The organism is Mucilaginibacter litoreus (assembly GCF_042676805.1).
GTDB classification, from domain to species: Bacteria; Bacteroidota; Bacteroidia; order Sphingobacteriales; family Sphingobacteriaceae; genus Mucilaginibacter; species Mucilaginibacter litoreus.
This window is the reverse complement of sequence record NZ_JBHTHZ010000005.1, coordinates 112,004-129,079: the sequence shown is the minus strand read 5'-3', so window position 1 is coordinate 129,079 and position 17,076 is coordinate 112,004. Positions and strand designations below refer to the sequence as shown.

Genomic DNA, 17,076 nt, shown 5'->3' with positions numbered 1-17,076 from the left:
TATAGGTGGGTTTAGCTAACATCAATTGGCTTTAAAACGCTTCTATCTGCTATCTTAAAATATCTTATCAGCAAAATTTCAGCAGCCAAAAATACCAACGCCAAAATTATACAAAGTTTCCATAATTGGATGCCCGAATTTGCAGCCGTACCAATGGCGCTTGCAGTTAACTTTTCGCCGTTAAGTTGCCGCGAATGTTTACCAACCATTTTATCAAGCTCAGCACTGCTTAAATAAGTCAAGTCCGACTCGCTTTTATCATCATTAAAAGCCAGTACGGCTGCAGTACTATCCTGCTGTTTCAGGTTGTATAGGCCGGGCCCTATCAACTGATCAGGAAAATAAAGTTCAGTGCTTCCATCCTGCTGCCTTACTTCCGGAATAATCACTTCGTTGTTCCTTACCAGTTTTACAAGTTCTTTCTCTGTGGCTTGTAAAGGCACTGTTTCAATTGCAGTGTTTTTACCTATGGTATAAAACACAGGCTGCTCCTGCCCGCTCAACAGGGCAACTTTTAACATGATGGGCACAAACAAGGCATGTGCTACCAGGTTACTGTAATCTTCGCTAAGCGCAACGGCCGAGGTATAAACTTTACCTTTTTTATATTTAAACGACGATAAAAATGGCTGTCCGTTCTGCAGTTTCATTAAATACTCGCCGTTGCTTGCGCTACTCAGTTGATAATACTTTTTTACAATGGGCAGATCGGGGTTTTGTGGCTGCGCCTCAAAAATATCGCTGAATACCTTGCTTTGCATATTCAACGATGAAACCTTTGTTGCTTCTGTTATTCGTTTTTGAGGGGAAGCAGCACCCATCGGCTGTAGTAATGACTGATAACTGCTTAGATCAGCATTATCGGCCGGAAAGATGATCAAAGTGCCGCCTTTGCCTGCATAATCTCTTAATTGCTGGGCTAAACCAGCTGAAATGCTTTTTACATCGCTTAAAACAACTAAGGGATAACTGCCAAGACCGGTATAATTTACATTACCGTATGGTACCTGAGTGGTTTTAAAAAACCCATCGGTGGCGAATACAGCACCGAGATATTTGTTTGGTTCACCGCCGTTGATAAGCAAAACAGGTAACTGGCCGGCAGTTTTAAATGAAAAATAAAATTGATTATCAAATACCACCGGATTATCCTGCAGTTCGATCATACCGCGTTGCCAACCTGCCTGCAAGCCAGAAAAAGTAAGCGTATCTGTTTGTGATGAATGTGCCCCGATGCTGAAACCGGCAACAGCTTTTTGCACGCCATTGATGGTGAGCTTAAGCGGCACTTTATCCGCTGGTTTATCGGCGTAATTGACCAGTTTTACCACTAATTTTTCTGTTTGGCCGGGGCGGTGTACTGCATTAACAAGCCAGGCGGAATCGACAGTTACATTAGGTGCTTTGTTAGCGGCCAACCTGACAAGGTTAACCGTACCTGTTACAACATCAAGAGGAGTTTTAACGCCTATGTTTTTTTGAAAATCAGATATGATATAGCTTTGTTTTACAGCATCGGCCCTTTCACCGAGTAAGCTTTGCTGCCTCGAAACAATCTGGTCTATATGCCGACTTTGGGCGCTGATCTTTATCTCATCAACAGCGCTATTAAATTCATCCCGATTTAATAAACGCTGATGTTTGCCTTCAAAATCCTGTGTAAGCAGTTGAAACCTGTCGTTTACATTATATGCAGCGGCTATTTGCCTGGCCCTTTGCTTAGCCTGATCAAGCAGCGGGCCTTCCCGGTTTAGGGATTGCATACTGTAACTGTTATCTACAAAAATACTGATGATATGCTGTTTGCCCGCACTGGCTGCATCATTACTGCTTATAAGTGGTTTTGCAAAAGCCAGTATCAAAAATAAAAGTGTAAGTAACCGTGCTAAAAGTACCAGGCGATCTTTTAAATTACGCCGACCCGCCTGCTGTTCTTCCACCTCTTTTAAGAACTGCACATTACTGAAATATACCTTCTTGTACCTCCTGAAATTAAACAGGTGAATGATAACGGGTATTGCCAGTGAAACCAACGCAAACAGGAAAGCGGGGTAAACAAAATGCATTAAACAAATTTGCAAATTAATGCGGATAATTTAAGCCTGTTTGTGAATATGCCCCTAATAACTTATTTTAGAAACAAACTTAACTGCACCCAAAATAGATGAAAAACCTAACTTTTAAACTAATTGCCGCCGGCTTGCTTGGCAGCGTAACTGCTTTTGCCCAATTGCCGGATACCGCGGTTTTTAACCGTATACGCAAGGCGGAAATGAGCAGCTCGCAGATCCCTCAAATTGCCCATTATCTTACAGAGGTATCAGGCCCGCGCCTTACCGGCTCCCCTGGTTATAAACGTGCTGCCACCTGGGCGGTTGAAACCATGAACAAATGGGGCCTTAAAAACGCTGCCATGGAACCATGGGGCGAGTTTGGCAAGCAGTGGGACCTGCAGGATTTCAGCATTGTAATGAAAACCCCATACATGCAGCCGGTTATGGCTTATCCTAACCCATGGAGCGCCAGCACCAACGGCTTACAGCAAGGGCAAGTCACCCTGATAACACCCGCGCAGGCCATGGATACTGTTTACATGGCTCAACACTTGAATGACTTTAAAGGAAAGTTTATTTTGGTAGCTACCAGTAGCGGTGCCAACAAGCTGGTAAATTTTAAACCACTTGCCAAACGTTTAACTGATGACGAACTGGCTAAGATGACCGATACCTACATGGTAACCCACAAAGAAATTGAAAGCTACGCAGGTTACTTTAAAATATTTGCAAAAGTTGATCAGCTGGTTAAGCAGGCGGGCGCACTGGGCATGATCGGCGCGCAGGCCAGCAACAACAATGGCGCTGTGTTTGTACAGGAGCATGGCGCGCATAAGCTTACAGCACCTGAAACCGTCCCTAAATTAACCATGGCTTATGAGGATGGGCAGAAGATAAAACGCCTTATTGAAAGCGGCCACCCTGTAGAACTTGCGATAAATATACAGGCTAAGACCTCTACAGATGATACTAAGGGTTATAACGTAGTGGGCGAAATACCGGGTACCGACTCCAAATTAAAATCGCAACTGGTAATGCTTGGTGGCCACCTCGACTCATGGCAAGCGGCTACCGGCGCTACGGATAACGCCGCCGGATGTATTGTAATGATGGAAGCTGTCCGTCTGCTTGACTCATTAGGCCTAAAGCCAAAACGCACCATACGCATTGCCTTGTGGGGCGGCGAAGAGCAGGGCGTATATGGCTCTTATGGTTATGCTAAAAACCATTTTATGGGTACCGATTATAAACTTAAGCCCGAACAGGCAAAAGTATCGGCTTACTATAACTTAGATAATGGTACCGGTAAGATCCGCGGTATATTTACTCAGAATAATAAGGCGGTGATGCCGATTTTTGAAAAATGGTTTGCTCCGTTTAACGATTTAGGCGCTAAAACCGTTACAGATAAAAACACCGGCTCTACAGACCACCTTTCTTTCGACTGGGCAGGCATTCCGGGCTTCCAGTTTATACAGGATCCTATTGATTACGAAACAAAAACGCATCACAGTAACCAGGATAACTACGACCACCTTCAGATTGAAGACCTGAAACAGGCAGCCATTATTATTGCATCATTTGTTTATCAAACCAGTGTGGAAAAAGACATGCTGCCACGTAAACCGCTAACAAAAGAAATATTTGCTTTCGACGGATTGTAGGCACTGCGTTTACTTACCAAACAAAAGACCCGGCACGAACAGCCGGGTTTTTTGTTTGGTATTTTTTGGAAACAAAAGTACGGTGCCAGTTCTTATTGAAATATGGAATGGCATATCGGCTGCTCGGGTTTTCATTACAAACACTGGCGGGGTACATTTTATCCTGAAAAGCTTGCCATGACAAAATGGTTCGATTTTTATACGCAGCACTTTAGCACACTGGAGCTGAACGTTACATTTTACCGCTTTCCGCAACTCTCGTTTTTGCAAACCTGGTACAAGAAATCTCCACCGGAGTTCAGATTTGCTGTGAAGGCGCCAAGAGCTATAACGCATTATAAAAAGTTCACCAATTCGTTTGAGTTACTTAGCAGTTTTTATGATACCATTGGCGAAGGCTTACAGGACAAACTTGGGCCAGTGCTTTTTCAGATACCGCCAAGCTATAATTACACTGAGGAAAAGCTGGAGAAGATAATTAACGCTTTAAATCCGGCATTTAACAATGTGCTTGAGCCACGGCACAGCAGCTGGTGGCGGGACGATGTATATAAAAGCTTAGCCGATCATAATATTGCTTTCAGTGGCATGAGCCATCCTACCCTGCCGCAGGATATCATACAGAACACGCCGGTTATTTATTACAGGTTTCATGGCCTGGAGCAATTGTATCGCTCACGATATTCCACTAAAGAATTACAAGATATTGTGAACGCAGTTAAAGCAAACCACAAAATTAAGCAAGCGTGGTTCTATTTCAATAACGATGTGGAAACCCATGCCATTTACAATGCAAAAGAAATGATGGAAATGGTGGGCTTAACCAAACCAGAACATCAAGTAACAGAAACAGCAGGCCTGTTTAAATAGCGGTTATCCTCTTCTTCTGCGACGCTTTCTTCTGCTTTCTGTTTGCCTGCGCTTTTTTGACTTGGAAACGGTTTGCTTCTTTTCAGGTTCGGCTTGCTTTGCCTGTTGTGCAGCAGCGGTGTTTTTATTATCAGTAGAATCCTTACTTAATTGCTTAACAGAAAAACTATTACTACGAAGGCTGTATTCTAACTGGCGCTTAGCACCTGTTTGTTTAGCTGTTGAGTCATTACTATCATAAATTGGGAATTCACGTATCAGTTTGCCTTCGCGTATATAAAAATTATCATTACCACGATATCCTTTGCGTTGCGAAGAAGTAAGTTTAGGGAAATCGAGCTTATTTGCCTGGCTGCCATTAAACTCAAAGGCGTAAATTTTAGAATAATTAACCGTGTCTTTTCCTTTGGATTGGATAAGTATCTCTGGATTACCATCATTATCCATATCGGCATTATAAACGTCGCTGATACTGCCATCCAGATCGCCGGTGGTAGTTGTATACTTAATAGCTGCCGAGTCGGAATGCAATATAGCAAAGGCCCCTGCATCAGTAGCCCCCCTGCCCCAACTCACAATATCATACGTTTGGCCAGGAGATACCTCAATGGCTTTATGATACCTGAAAGGGGCCATCAGCACGGCTTTTGCAGGCTTAACTGCTACAGCAGGTTTTTGATCATTACTGCTGCAGGCTGTAATTAGGGTACATGCCGCAGCTATCAACCAATAGTTACCTTTAAACATATTTAAATTAATCAGTAGTACATCATGTCCGGCGAAATTTCACCTTTGGGCTTGGCCGGTATGGTCATATAAACCCGCAGGCCGCTTGCAGATGAATTGGCATCCACATACTTGATAGTTATCCTATGGAAACCTCTTTGCAACGGTATAACACCTTGCTGCTCAACCTGACCGGTGCGGCCATCATTGTCAACAATTGGTACATCGTCAATCAGTAATACCGATCCGTTGGATGAAGCTGTTGAGAAGCCATAATTTCCATCAACATCTGCACGCAAATAACCATTAAAGACAACACCGTATTTATCAAACGTTTTTTTGAATGCGCTTAGTGCGGTGCTGAAACTTTTTGCCACACCGGTATCTATAACCGCAGCCGGATTGATCTGGGTGGTATTTACATAAGTACCTTCTGATACCTGGTATTTTAAGCCTTGCGATGTACCATTGTAAGAAACCGGGGGCAACGGGTTTTTATTAAACACCTTTGCAGCGGTGATCACGCTTCGGCGGCCCGCGGGTGTGATAACAATGGTTTTCAGATCCCGGTACTCGTTCAGCGGAACAGTATAGGTCATCGGTTTGGTGTATAACAATTCCGTTTCGCGCGGTGTATAACCGTCTATGGTGTAATATATTTTAGCACCTTTTACCGGCGATTTTAAATTCACCGTCATGGCAGAGCCGATCATCACCGTATCGGTCGCCCCTATTGCTGGCGGCACCCGGAAGTTATAGCCTTCTTTATCAAGCCATGCCAGGTGTTCGGGCATGCGGGTTTCGTAAAAGTCTTTAAAGTTTTTGTTGGATAGCGGTGTCCAGGCTACTTCTGATAATGCCAGCATGCGCGGAAGTATCATATACTCTACCTTGTTTTCAGTAGTGATATACTCTGTCCAAAGGTTAGCTTGCACGCCTTTGATGTATTTTTGCTGATCGGGCGTTAAAGCGGCGGGTGTTGGGTTATAAGCATAGGTTTTCTGGATTGGCGCATTGCCACCTATGCCTACAGGCTCCTGATTAATTTTGCCTTGAGCATGGTCAAAATACAGTGCCTGGCTGCTTGGGGTCATGATCACATCGTGATGTTGTTTAGCAGCTTCAATACCACCTTGTTCACCTCTCCAGCTCATTACGGTGGCGTTAGGTGCCAGTCCGCCTTCCAAAATCTCATCCCAGCCGATAATGCTGCGGCCTTTGCTGTTAACAAATTTTTCCATGCGCTGTACAAAGTAACTTTGCAGGCCGTGCTCATCTTTAAGTTTAAGACGTTTGATCAGATCCTGGCAATATTTAGATCGCTTCCAAACCTCTTTTGGAGCTTCATCACCCCCAATATGGATATATTTGCTCGGGAACAGATCAATAACCTCTGTAAGTACATCCTGCAGAAAGCTAAATGTTTGTTCTGATGGGCAAAAGATATTATTAAATACGCCCCATTTACCGGTTACTTCATATTTCTGGCTTGGGTCGCAGCTTAATTCGGGATAAGAAGCCAAAGCGGCCAATGCGTGGCCTGGCATTTCAATTTCGGGCACGATAGTAACGTAACGCTCAGAAGCATATTTAATAACGTCCCGTATCTGGTCCTGAGTGTAGTAACCAGACACCGGCACCCCATCGTATTGTAATGGCTGGCGATCTTTATAGTTGCCTATCACGCTTTCTTTACGAAAGCTACCTACCGAAGTAAGCTTGGGATATTTCTTGATCTCAATGCGCCATCCCTGGTCGTCGGTTAAGTGCCAGTGAAAAGTATTCAGCTTGTAGGCTGCCATCAGGTCGATATATCGCTTTACAAACTCTACCGTAAAAAAGTGGCGGCAAACATCAAGCATCATCCCACGATAACCAAAACGCGGGTAATCTTCTATCTGTACACAAGGTAATTTAGCGGTAGCGGCGCGTTCGGAAGGGATTAGTTGTATCAGCGTTTGGATGCCATAAAACAAACCAGCGCCTTTACCGGCAACTGTAACTTGTTTTGGAGTAATGGTTAAACGATAACCCTCAGCAGGCAGGTTTTCGGTACCTGTGGATGTTAAATAAATAGTAGTTGTGCTCACACTGGCATTACGTAAAGCTACTTGTTTATTGTAAGCCATTTTATCGGCCAGGTATGATGAAAAGAACTTTACAGCTTTATTGTCCGGTGTATCAGCCTGTATTTTTGTTTCCTGGCTCAGTATAAACTCACCGGCATTCTTCTTTAATGAAACGGGCGCCGGTATGATACCTGCATAAGGGTCGGTATCCTGGGCTTTGGTTAACGAGCAAACAAATAAAAGAGCAGATAATAGAGCTATACGCTTCAAATTCATAATTTGACGACTATTGGTTATAAGAGCCGTGAAATTAACATTATTTGAAAATAATGAGCTATTATCACCTAAAAATTACACGTTTAAACACAAAAGGCAGATCTGTTAATGCAGATCTGCCTTTATAAGGACGCTATACCCGGCGCCTTTGATATTCTTAATACGCTTAGTACCGAGTCGCTATTTAAATTTACGCAGTTACCACGTGCTCTTTAGCTGCCAGGTAACGCTCCGCATCAATAGCAGCCATACAACCTGTACCTGCTGCTGTTACCGCCTGGCGGTAAATATGATCCTGTGCGTCGCCACAGCAAAATACGCCTTCTACATTGGTTTCTGTAGAGCCAGGGCGGGTAATAATATATCCTGTTTCATCCATGTTTATCCAGCCGCGAAAAACATCAGTATTAGGTTTATGGCCAATGGCAACAAAAAAACCGGTAACATCAAGCACGGTATCCTCGTTTGTTTGATTATTTATCACTTTTACACCATTCACACTCATGCCATCACCCATTATTTCTAAGGTTTCGGTATTGTAAAGCACTTCAATATTTGGTGTGTTCAATACGCGGTGTACCATTGCTTTCGACGCGCGAAACTCATCGCGGCGAACGATCATGTAAACCTTATTACACATTTTTGCCAGGTAAGTAGCTTCTTCTGCCGCTGTATCGCCAGCTCCTACTATAGCCACGTCCTGTCCCTTGAAAAAGAAACCATCACATACCGCGCAGGCTGATACACCAAAGCCACTGTATTTTTGTTCAGACTCCAAACCCAGCCATTTTGCAGAAGCACCGGTTGAAATAATTACCGTATCAGCAAGAATAGTTTTGCTTTCGTCAACGGTTACTTTGTGCGGCAATGAAGAGAAATCAACAGCGCTTACGTAACCAAACCGGATATCGGTACCCAGGCGCTCAGCCTGTTTACGAAAATCTTCCATCATCTCCGGCCCCATAATACCATTTGGGTAACCCGGAAAGTTCTCTACTTCGGTAGTTTGGGTAAGCTGCCCACCGGCAAGCATACCGGTGTACATAACAGGTTTAAGATCGGCACGTGAAGCATAAATCGCCGCGGTATACCCCGCAGGGCCTGATCCTATAATTAAACATTTAACGTGTTCGGTATCTTGTGACATGTATTTCTTAAATAAGATGCGAATTTAACAAAAAGTAAAAAAACGAAGGTCAAGCCTTAGTAAAACTTATTAACGTTACTATGTACTATGTTAACAATCACAGGTTCTAACCTCTGTTTGCCTTTAAAACCCTCAAAAAATTATCTCCTAAAATCTTTTTAATATCTTTTTCACTATAGCCCAATTTGAGCAATTCAGCAGTTATTTTTGCATAATCGGTAACACTGTCCAAACCCAAGGGGTAAGATTCGGCGCCATCAAAATCAGACCCTATGCCTACATGATCAACCCCCATCAGCTTTACCATATAGTCGATATGCTTAATTAGCAAGCTCAATGGCGGCCGCATTTGGTCGGCCTCGGTTTTATTGATAGCATTCAGGCGAATGCTTGCCAGATCGTAATCATTATAAATCTTAATAAGTGAATCGAGCTGTGTTTCATGCCGTTTCAGGTACGCTTCATGCTTAGCTTCATAAGTGCTATCCAGAAAACCACTGTAAAAGTTTAAGAATACTACGCCACCATTTTTTGCAATGGCTTTTAACTGGTAGTCTTTTAAGTTACGGCGATGCGGAGCCAATGCATAAGCGCAGCTATGCGATGCGATGACAGGCTTTTTGGTCAGCGCCATTACATCCTTAAATGTTTGTTCGCCGGGGTGCGAAAGGTCTATCATCACCCCCAGGTCGTTCAGTTTCTTTATAACCTGTTTCCCAAAATCAGTCAAGCCTTTATGTGGTAACGAGTCGCCTCTTAAAGTCTCATCTCGGGCAGAGGTAGCCCAGGTGGTGCTGTTATTCCAGGTCAGCGTTAAATAGATCATTCCACGCTTGGCAAGGCTATCGATATAGTCCAGCCTGTTCTCAATCATGTGACCACCTTCCACCCCTATCATCGCTGCAAGCTTGCCTTGTTTAACCGCCTTTTTTAAGCCCGACTTTTCAGTAACCACTGCTATTTTGTCTGGATTTCGCTGTATAAGCGCATACAATGAATCAATCTCCCGGTTAGCGAAGGCATAAGCGTCTTTATCGGCATGCTGCTCGCCGCACCATACTGAGAATACCTGTACATCTAAACCGCCCTGCTTAGCACGAACAAGATCGAAATTACCATCGGCCTGCAACTTGGCCAGATCCACACCTGTTATTAACTCGTTGGATAAAGCATCGTTATGAGTATCAACTAATATGGCTTTATTGTGGATTTTATTTGCCTGCTGAGCAAAAGTTACTGTGGATAACAATATGAATAAGGACAATAAAAGCGTTTTCATGCTGTTAAGTTAGTAATTTACTGCATTTATATGGCAGTACAATATCATACCTTTGTGCCATGATGCGTAAGTTATTCGCTTTAGTATTCCTTTTATTTATTTGCAAGGCATCATTCGCCCAATTTATATTTGATATCAAAGGAAAAAATCTCAGTTATGTAAAAGGCTTTGAAAAGTCAGCAAAAGGAAAGATCACTACGCTATCTGCACATTACATTAACCCTCCGGATGTAGCCCAACCTGTAGTTTACCGTCGTGCAGAGGCTAATGTACCCGATCTGTTGGTTTATTATTTCCCGAACGTGCAAGACTCTACCATCAATTATATTTTATATGAGTGGGACGAGGCAAATTTCGCTAAAGATGCACAGGCGGTTAAACAACCGGCGGCTAAGCTGGAGCAGTATATTAGTAGATACAAAGCCTTATTGGCTAAAGTTAGCGCTGATTTTGGCAACCCGGAAACTACCGGCTCTTTGGATAATACTTCATTAATTGAAACCGGGAGGTTCAAAAGAAAGGATATTTTTGTTAAAAATGGAATTGAAGTAGAGATGTATATCGCCCTGTCTAACAAACAAGTAAATAACGGTATTGTAAGCATAATGCCTACACACCGCATTAGGATGTATGTACGGCAAACTAATACCGACAGCCGTTAAGTAAGGTTGCGGTCTTTAAACCAAACTTCATCCGGTTTAATGTCGATTTTCTCCATCAGGTCAACCAGTTCAATCGCATCGGCCGAGGTTAATACCAGTTGCCGGTTGGCCGGCTTCAGGAAACGTTGCTCAACCATAACATCCATTTGCATAAGCAAACTATCGTAAAAGCCGTTTACGTTTAAAATCCCTACGGGATGGTTATGCAAGCCAAGTTGCAGCCAGGTCAGTACTTCAAAAAATTCCTCAAGCGTGCCAAAACCACCAGGAAGCATAATAATACCATCACTCAGATCGTTCATCAACTGTTTACGCTGGTGCATATTGTCTACCACGTGCAACTCCGTAATGCCGGTATGCCCAACTTCTTTATCCATTAAGAATTGAGGAATAACGCCAATTACTTCTCCGCCGCGACCAAGTACAGCATCGGCAAGCAAGCCCATAACACCTACCTTACCCCCTCCGTAAACAAGTTTGATCTGCTTTGCTACAAATATCTCTGCCAGTTGTTCTATTGCTTGTTGAAGGACAGGATTGCCATTAAAGTTGGCGCCACAGAAAACGCAAATACTTTTCAAGTGAGTAGTTGATTAGGTGAGTGGAAAATGGTTGTTAAAAAAAATGGTTGATTAAATGAAAAGTAAAACTACTCACTTAATCAACCATTCACTAATTACTTATCTTGAATAATTAGGTGCTTCTTTAGTTATTGTGATATCGTGCGGATGGCTCTCGCGCATACCGGCCGTAGTGATACGTACAAATCTCGCTTTTTGCAACGTGGTAATATCTTTTGCACCGCAGTAACCCATGCTGGCACGTAAACCGCCAACAAACTGGTAGATCACTTCTGCAAGCATACCCTTGTAAGGAACGCGGCCAACTATACCTTCAGGTACCAATTTTTTAATATCATCTTCTACATCCTGGAAGTACCGGTCTTTTGAACCCTGCTCCATAGCCTCTATAGATCCCATCCCACGGTATGATTTAAACCTGCGGCCTTCATAAATAATGCTTTCACCGGGCGATTCTTCAACCCCTGCGAACAGTGAACCTGCCATTACCGTGCTTGCTCCTGCAGCTATAGCCTTCGCTATATCGCCGGTATGCTTAATACCACCATCGGCAATTACCGGTATACCGGTTCCTTCGAGCGCTTTGGCGCATTCATAAACCGCATATAATTGTGGAACACCTACACCGGCAATAATACGTGTAGTACAGATAGAACCCGGGCCAATACCTACTTTAACAGCATCGGCGCCTGCTTCAGCAAGTGCTTTAGCGGCATCACCGGTAGCAACATTTCCTGCAATAACCTGCAGATCAGGATATTTTTCTTTTACCGCTTTTACCTGGTTAATAACCCCCCTTGAATGACCGTGAGCAGTATCTATCGCTATTACATCTACACCTGCTTTTACAAGCGCATCTACCCTCTCCATGGTATCGGCGGTAACGCCAACAGCAGCGCCTACACGTAAACGGCCATGCTCGTCTTTACAGGCATCAGGGTAATTCTTAAATTTCTGAATATCTTTAAAGGTGATCAGACCGATCAGCATACCGTCTCCATCAACAACCGGCAACTTTTCTATTTTATGCTCCTGCAGTATTTCTTCAGCCTGGCCAAGCGTAGTTCCCTTTACCGCGGTTATCAGGTTTTCTTTGGTCATTATGCCGTCGATAGGCATTTTCATGTCTTTCTGGAAACGCAGGTCGCGATTAGTCAGGATTCCCTTCAATTTACCCTCGTTATCAACCACCGGAATACCACCAATGTGATATTCTTTCATGATCTTTAAGGCATCGCCTACAGTAGCAGCCTCATGCAGCGTTACCGGCTCCTGTATCATCCCACTTTCTGAACGTTTTACTTTGCGTACTTCGTCGGCCTGGCGCTGTATGCTCATGTTTTTATGCAGCATGCCAATACCACCATTCTGTGCAATGGCAATAGCCAGTTTTGATTCGGTAACAGTATCCATTGCTGCCGATATCAAAGGTATTTTAACCCTTATCTTTTTCGTTAAAAATGAACTGGTATCTACTTCGCGTGGTAGTACTTCAGAGTATGCGGGGAGTAAAAGTACGTCGTCATAAGTTAATCCTTCGGCGACAAATTTTGATGGGTCTAACTGCATAGCAAATAATTATTTGGAGTTATTATTTGCCGGGCAAAGATAGTCTTTTATTTTGGATTTACGAATTACGATTTCAGATTTGATAAACCTTACAGTTTCTTGATAAATCTGAAATCGTACTTCTAAAAATCTTAGGTACTTAATATTTACCTACTATTACTTTATAAAAATCGTCGAAGTTGTAGTATTTATTTGCAAGCTGCTGTAATTGCTCAACAGTCACATTTTTTACGATCTCGGTATAACGATCGTAATAATCATAACCCAGGCCGGAAAAATAAAGGCTTTTAAATTTATCGGCATGAGACATTACATTTTCCAGACTGCCTAATAACGAGCCCAACATGAAATTGCGTACTAAAGAAAGTTCATCATCAGGTATCAGCTCGTTTTTTAATCCTGTAACTTCTTTTTCAACTTCAGTTAATGCGGCTTTACAAACGTCGGCGCCAACTTCTGATGCAATAAAGAATGAAGCTGCCTGTTTAAAAGAAGCCATACCTGAGCCAATGCCGTAGGTATAACCTTTATCCTCACGAATGTTACTCATCAGCCTTGAGCCAAAGTAACCGCCTAAAACTGTATTAAGTACTTGTAATGCCGGAAAATCAGGATGTGAGAGTTGTACAATAGGCATCCCCAAACGGATAGCCGATTGTAAAGCGCCCGGCCGCTCCTGGTAAATAAACTTTTCTGTAGCCGGTTGTGTAGCAGGTTGCGATATATCCGCTGATTCGTTATTATCACTCCAACTATTTTCAAATGTATTGGCAACAGCCGTTACAACTTCATTGCCTGCCTTACCAGCTATAATTATTGTACAATTGGCCGGTTGATACATTTGCCTGAAATGTGAAAGCATATCTTCTTGAACAAGCGACTCAAAATCGGCAGGCTCTGCGGCTACCCCATAAATAGTTTCACCAAACAATGCTTTGTTAAATAACCGGCGGGCAACAAAATCATTCTTTTGCAGGCTCACCTGCAATTTTTGTTGTTGGTTACGTTTATAAGTAGCAAGTTCCTTTTCAGGAAATACAGAATCGGTCAAGATTTCTTTTACAACCGGCAATATTGCACCAAGATGTTTGGTTAATGTATAAAGTGTTAACTGCGAATGATCAAAACTATAGTCAACCTGTAAAAAAGCACCGTAAAAATCAATTTTGTCGGCAATTTGGGCGGCAGATAATGTAGAAGTACCATCATTTAGCATGTTATTCACCGCAACGTTCAATAAAGGCTTATCCGCGTTAAACCGAAGATTACTAAAAATCCATTCTATTCGCACTAAATCCTGGCTGCCTGAATTAAAGGTAAAGAGTTTACATCCGTTAGAAAGCATTGTTTCTTCGGGATGAATCAGTCGTATATTTTCTACGCCGTTAAATGCCGGCGGTGTTTTTCTGTCAAGAATCATCGTTAGTTTTGTGTTTCTGCCAATTCGGTTTCGGTTACATCGGCTGTTTTTTCGGCCAGATATACCAGAGTAGAAGAGTTTTCTTTTTGAAAAAGTATATTGGCCTGTTCTTTTATCTGTGCGGGAGTAACAGCTAAAAATTTTGCTACCTCATAGTTAAAATCATTGGCGTCACCAAGTAATTCATAGTAAGCCAGGTTCATTGCTTTATCTAATAATGACATTTCGGCAAACACCATGGTCGACTCTGTTTTGTTTTGCACTTTGGTCAGTTCATCAATAGCTATCTCATTAGCTTTGATTTCTTCCAGTTCGTTCCACAATGCTTGTTCTGCTGCCTCTATGGTCACTCCTTCAAGGGGTTTGCCCTGTACTACAAACATGCCTTTATCTATGCTGCCGGTAATGTAAGCATGCACTTCGCTGAATAGCTGTTTCTCTTTAATAAGGCTTTTATATAAACGCGAAGAATTGCCGCGTGAGAGTATATCAGACAATAACTCAACCGGGTAATAGCTTGGGTGTTGCCTGCTCTCCATCTGGAAGGCAATGTAAATATCGTTCAAAGGCACCTTGCCGCTGGTAGTTTCTCGTCGCTCCTCGCGCTGAGCCGGTTCCTGTGGCAAATTCCGATTGTACTTTTCACCTGCAGATATGTTGCCAAACCATTTTTCGGCAAGCTGTTTAACCTGTTCAGTACTTACGTCGCCGCCAACTACCATTATGGCGTTCTGAGGATTATAATGTTTTTTGAAGAACGCTTTTACATCTTCGATCTTTGCATCCTCAATGTGTTTGATTGTTTTACCGATAGTTGCCCAACGGTATGGATGCGTTTTGTAAACCAGCGGGCGTAATTTAAGCCAAACATCGCCATATGGCTGGTTGAGGTAACGTTGTTTGAATTCTTCAACGACTACGTTGCGCTGCACCTCAAGGCTTTTTTCGCTGAAAGCCAGGTTAAGCATGCGATCGCTTTCCAGCCAGAAAGCTGTTTCTATATTAGCTGATGGCAGGGTGATGTAGTAATTGGTGATATCGTTGCTGGTAAAGGCGTTATTCTCGCCGCCTACGCGTTGTAAAGGGCCATCGTAATTAGGGATGTTGATTGAGCCGCCAAACATCAGGTGCTCAAACAAATGCGCAAATCCGGTTTGTTCGGGATCTTCATCACGGGCGCCAACGTCATATAAAATATTGAGCACCGCCATTGGAGTAGTACTATCTTCGTGGACAAGCACCCTAAGGCCATTGTCGAGTGTAAAGCGATTAAATTTAACCATGTATATAAATTAACGGTTAGCAAATGTATAATTTTTAGTAAGCTGCGCTGTATAAATGATGTAAAGTTTTGGCAGGATGATCTGATCAACTCATATAAACAGGCATTTAAATAGAAACTTAGAACTGTTATTTCTGTGGCCGGCCATACAGTTTGCGTAGCTTATTCTTGGCATTTTCAAGCGGCTTCTTTTGTGTTTTTGTGAGGTTTTTGCCGGCGCGATTAATATAAAAATTAAGCATAGACATCGCGCTTTGAAAAGGTGAACCTTTACGTCGATGACTTTCCTCGGCCGACTCTTTTAACGATTCGGCGATCTTCCCGGGGTTTTTGGATTTGAATATATCCTTTTGCAGATCGAGCGCATCACTTGTGGCATTTACCTTGGCAGACCACTTATGATTGTTTCTCCTGTGTTTACCTTTTACCGGCATAGTACGTTGGTTTATAAACTATTAATCTTTGCTACCCCCATAAAGTTTTTAATAATTTAATTTTTGATGTTTACTCTTGACAAGCTTCGGCTTGAATTAAGTACTGAAGCCAGCAAAGCCAATATACAAACCCTTGCGCCAGGCCTACCTAAGCAAATACCCTACTTTCCATTTTAACAAACAAATTGGCTTGAGAGCAGCTGGTTATCTATGGAAGGATTTGCAAAACTCCTGAAAAGGTATGCAAAAGTAATGATGACTTTAAAGCGGGAATTATACTTGATGAAAGAAGAACAGGCTTACCAGGTTAAGTTTTTTAATGCGTAGTGGTACAGATGTAATACAATCTAAAGGAAAAGAACTATAGGGAGTTACAGTAAGCAGTTAGCAGTCGGCTTACTCGTGCCAATTGCTAACTGCCAACTGTTAAGTAAAGCCTTAGTTATTCGTCGGCCTGTCTGACCCATGCAGGTTATCACTCACCTGATGATGGTGAAGTTTAGCCTGGATGGCCGATGAGCTATCGTTAGAATATACACCATAAGCATTAACTAAAATGCCTTTGATGCCATATTTGGCCGAGCTGATGCCATATACAATAGCCATATCATCTGGATTGCTTTGCCCCTCGAAACGATAAAATTCATCTATTTCAAAGTCATCAGCAGTCATATGTATATCGTTTGATTTATCGTCGATAGTTTCTCCTTCAAGGCTAAGGTTTTGAGTATATCCCCTTTTCGTCAGATCGTTAGTGGCATCCACTAATGTTTCAAAATTTTTCATGGTAGTAGCTTTTTTTATATGTGTGATAGATTATACAGGGTAAACTCAAAACTATGCCACCTTGTTTTGCTCAATATATCAGTTGAAGGTTAAATTTGAGATTCCGCTGTAAGTAACCACAATATTGATCAGATAATTTATAGAAATTAAAGGCCATAACTTTATTGAGTAGTGGCCTTATAATAATTTAATTGTTGATTTTGTTACAACGATGGTTTTCAACAAACGTTATACTTATTCTGATCATTAATATAACT

14 protein-coding genes are annotated in these 17,076 nt (G+C 42.4%); 3 read left to right on the top strand and 11 right to left on the bottom strand.

Going from position 1 to position 17,076, the window contains the following annotated elements:
• Positions 1-11: 11 nt before the first annotated feature.
• Complete coding sequence (locus tag ACFQZX_RS08670) at positions 12-2,066, bottom strand: BatA domain-containing protein (protein WP_377113856.1); 2,055 nt, start codon at positions 2,064-2,066, stop codon at positions 12-14.
• A 98-nt stretch (positions 2,067-2,164) separates the two neighbouring features.
• On the opposite strand from ACFQZX_RS08670, the gene ACFQZX_RS08665 reads away from it, so the two are divergent.
• Both ACFQZX_RS08665 and ACFQZX_RS08660 read left to right on the top strand, forming a co-directional pair.
• The gene (locus ACFQZX_RS08665) at positions 2,165-3,718 is read left to right on the top strand and encodes a M20/M25/M40 family metallo-hydrolase (protein WP_377113853.1); all 1,554 of its coding nucleotides are present in this window, start codon (positions 2,165-2,167) and stop codon (positions 3,716-3,718) included.
• A gap of 102 nt (positions 3,719-3,820) precedes the next feature.
• A complete protein-coding gene (locus tag ACFQZX_RS08660) occupies positions 3,821-4,588 on the top strand; it encodes a DUF72 domain-containing protein (RefSeq protein ID WP_377113850.1) in 768 nt (255 codons plus the stop codon).
• A gap of 3 nt (positions 4,589-4,591) precedes the next feature.
• On the opposite strand, the gene ACFQZX_RS08655 is transcribed toward ACFQZX_RS08660, so the two are convergent.
• From ACFQZX_RS08655 to ACFQZX_RS08640, 4 genes are all read right to left on the bottom strand, one after another.
• Positions 4,592-5,335: a hypothetical protein gene (locus ACFQZX_RS08655; RefSeq protein ID WP_377113847.1), complete on the bottom strand. Its 744-nt coding sequence runs from the start codon at positions 5,333-5,335 to the stop codon at positions 4,592-4,594.
• An 11-nt stretch (positions 5,336-5,346) separates the two neighbouring features.
• Positions 5,347-7,659 carry a family 20 glycosylhydrolase gene (locus tag ACFQZX_RS08650; protein WP_377113845.1) on the bottom strand — a complete coding sequence of 771 codons (2,313 nt, stop codon included), beginning with the start codon at positions 7,657-7,659 and terminating at the stop codon, positions 5,347-5,349.
• Between the two features lie 190 nt (positions 7,660-7,849).
• Positions 7,850-8,806 carry a thioredoxin-disulfide reductase gene (trxB, locus tag ACFQZX_RS08645; protein ID WP_377113843.1) on the bottom strand — a complete coding sequence of 319 codons (957 nt, stop codon included), beginning with the start codon at positions 8,804-8,806 and terminating at the stop codon, positions 7,850-7,852.
• Between the two features lie 106 nt (positions 8,807-8,912).
• The gene (locus ACFQZX_RS08640; protein ID WP_377113840.1) at positions 8,913-10,085 is read right to left on the bottom strand and encodes a dipeptidase; all 1,173 of its coding nucleotides are present in this window, start codon (positions 10,083-10,085) and stop codon (positions 8,913-8,915) included.
• 59 nt (positions 10,086-10,144) lie between these two features.
• Between ACFQZX_RS08640 and ACFQZX_RS08635 the strand changes: the two genes are divergently transcribed.
• A complete protein-coding gene (locus ACFQZX_RS08635; protein ID WP_377113837.1) occupies positions 10,145-10,747 on the top strand; it encodes a hypothetical protein in 603 nt (200 codons plus the stop codon).
• Here the strand turns inward: ACFQZX_RS08635 and ACFQZX_RS08630 are convergent.
• From ACFQZX_RS08630 to ACFQZX_RS08605, 6 genes are all read right to left on the bottom strand, one after another.
• Positions 10,744-11,328, bottom strand: coding sequence for an LOG family protein (locus tag ACFQZX_RS08630; protein WP_377113835.1), 585 nt, complete (start codon positions 11,326-11,328; stop codon positions 10,744-10,746). The two genes, ACFQZX_RS08635 and ACFQZX_RS08630, sit on opposite strands and share 4 nt — an antisense overlap.
• 99 nt (positions 11,329-11,427) lie before the next feature.
• Entirely contained in the window at positions 11,428-12,897 is a 1,470-nt protein-coding gene (gene guaB / locus ACFQZX_RS08625) for an IMP dehydrogenase (protein ID WP_377113833.1), read from the bottom strand.
• Positions 12,898-13,036: 139 nt separating this feature from the next.
• Positions 13,037-14,317, bottom strand: a complete 1,281-nt coding sequence (locus ACFQZX_RS08620; protein ID WP_377113830.1) for a M16 family metallopeptidase — start codon at positions 14,315-14,317, stop codon at positions 13,037-13,039.
• 2 nt (positions 14,318-14,319) lie between these two features.
• A complete protein-coding gene (locus tag ACFQZX_RS08615) occupies positions 14,320-15,600 on the bottom strand; it encodes a M16 family metallopeptidase (protein WP_377113827.1) in 1,281 nt (426 codons plus the stop codon).
• 127 nt (positions 15,601-15,727) lie between these two features.
• The gene (locus ACFQZX_RS08610; protein WP_377113824.1) at positions 15,728-16,033 is read right to left on the bottom strand and encodes a DUF3175 domain-containing protein; all 306 of its coding nucleotides are present in this window, start codon (positions 16,031-16,033) and stop codon (positions 15,728-15,730) included.
• 438 nt (positions 16,034-16,471) lie between these two features.
• A complete protein-coding gene (locus tag ACFQZX_RS08605) occupies positions 16,472-16,819 on the bottom strand; it encodes a phosphoribosylpyrophosphate synthetase (RefSeq protein ID WP_377113822.1) in 348 nt (115 codons plus the stop codon).
• Positions 16,820-17,076: the final 257 nt, after the last annotated feature.

Excerpts from the sequence above, each read along its gene's own strand:
- ACFQZX_RS08635 (WP_377113837.1), top strand. The coding sequence starts at position 10,145 with ATGATGCGTAAGTTATTCGCTTTAGTATTCCTTTTATTTATTTGCAAG.
- ACFQZX_RS08655 (WP_377113847.1), bottom strand. The coding sequence starts at position 5,335 with ATGTTTAAAGGTAACTATTGGTTGATAGCTGCGGCATGTACCCTAATT.
- ACFQZX_RS08665 (WP_377113853.1), top strand. The coding sequence starts at position 2,165 with ATGAAAAACCTAACTTTTAAACTAATTGCCGCCGGCTTGCTTGGCAGC.
- ACFQZX_RS08670 (WP_377113856.1), bottom strand. The coding sequence starts at position 2,066 with ATGCATTTTGTTTACCCCGCTTTCCTGTTTGCGTTGGTTTCACTGGCA.
- guaB (WP_377113833.1), bottom strand. The coding sequence starts at position 12,897 with ATGCAGTTAGACCCATCAAAATTTGTCGCCGAAGGATTAACTTATGAC.
- ACFQZX_RS08610 (WP_377113824.1), bottom strand. The coding sequence starts at position 16,033 with ATGCCGGTAAAAGGTAAACACAGGAGAAACAATCATAAGTGGTCTGCC.
- ACFQZX_RS08660 (WP_377113850.1), top strand. The coding sequence starts at position 3,821 with ATGGAATGGCATATCGGCTGCTCGGGTTTTCATTACAAACACTGGCGG.
- ACFQZX_RS08620 (WP_377113830.1), bottom strand. The coding sequence starts at position 14,317 with ATGATTCTTGACAGAAAAACACCGCCGGCATTTAACGGCGTAGAAAAT.
- ACFQZX_RS08650 (WP_377113845.1), bottom strand. The coding sequence starts at position 7,659 with ATGAATTTGAAGCGTATAGCTCTATTATCTGCTCTTTTATTTGTTTGC.
- ACFQZX_RS08605 (WP_377113822.1), bottom strand. The coding sequence starts at position 16,819 with ATGAAAAATTTTGAAACATTAGTGGATGCCACTAACGATCTGACGAAA.
- trxB (WP_377113843.1), bottom strand. The coding sequence starts at position 8,806 with ATGTCACAAGATACCGAACACGTTAAATGTTTAATTATAGGATCAGGC.
- ACFQZX_RS08615 (WP_377113827.1), bottom strand. The coding sequence starts at position 15,600 with ATGGTTAAATTTAATCGCTTTACACTCGACAATGGCCTTAGGGTGCTT.
- ACFQZX_RS08640 (WP_377113840.1), bottom strand. The coding sequence starts at position 10,085 with ATGAAAACGCTTTTATTGTCCTTATTCATATTGTTATCCACAGTAACT.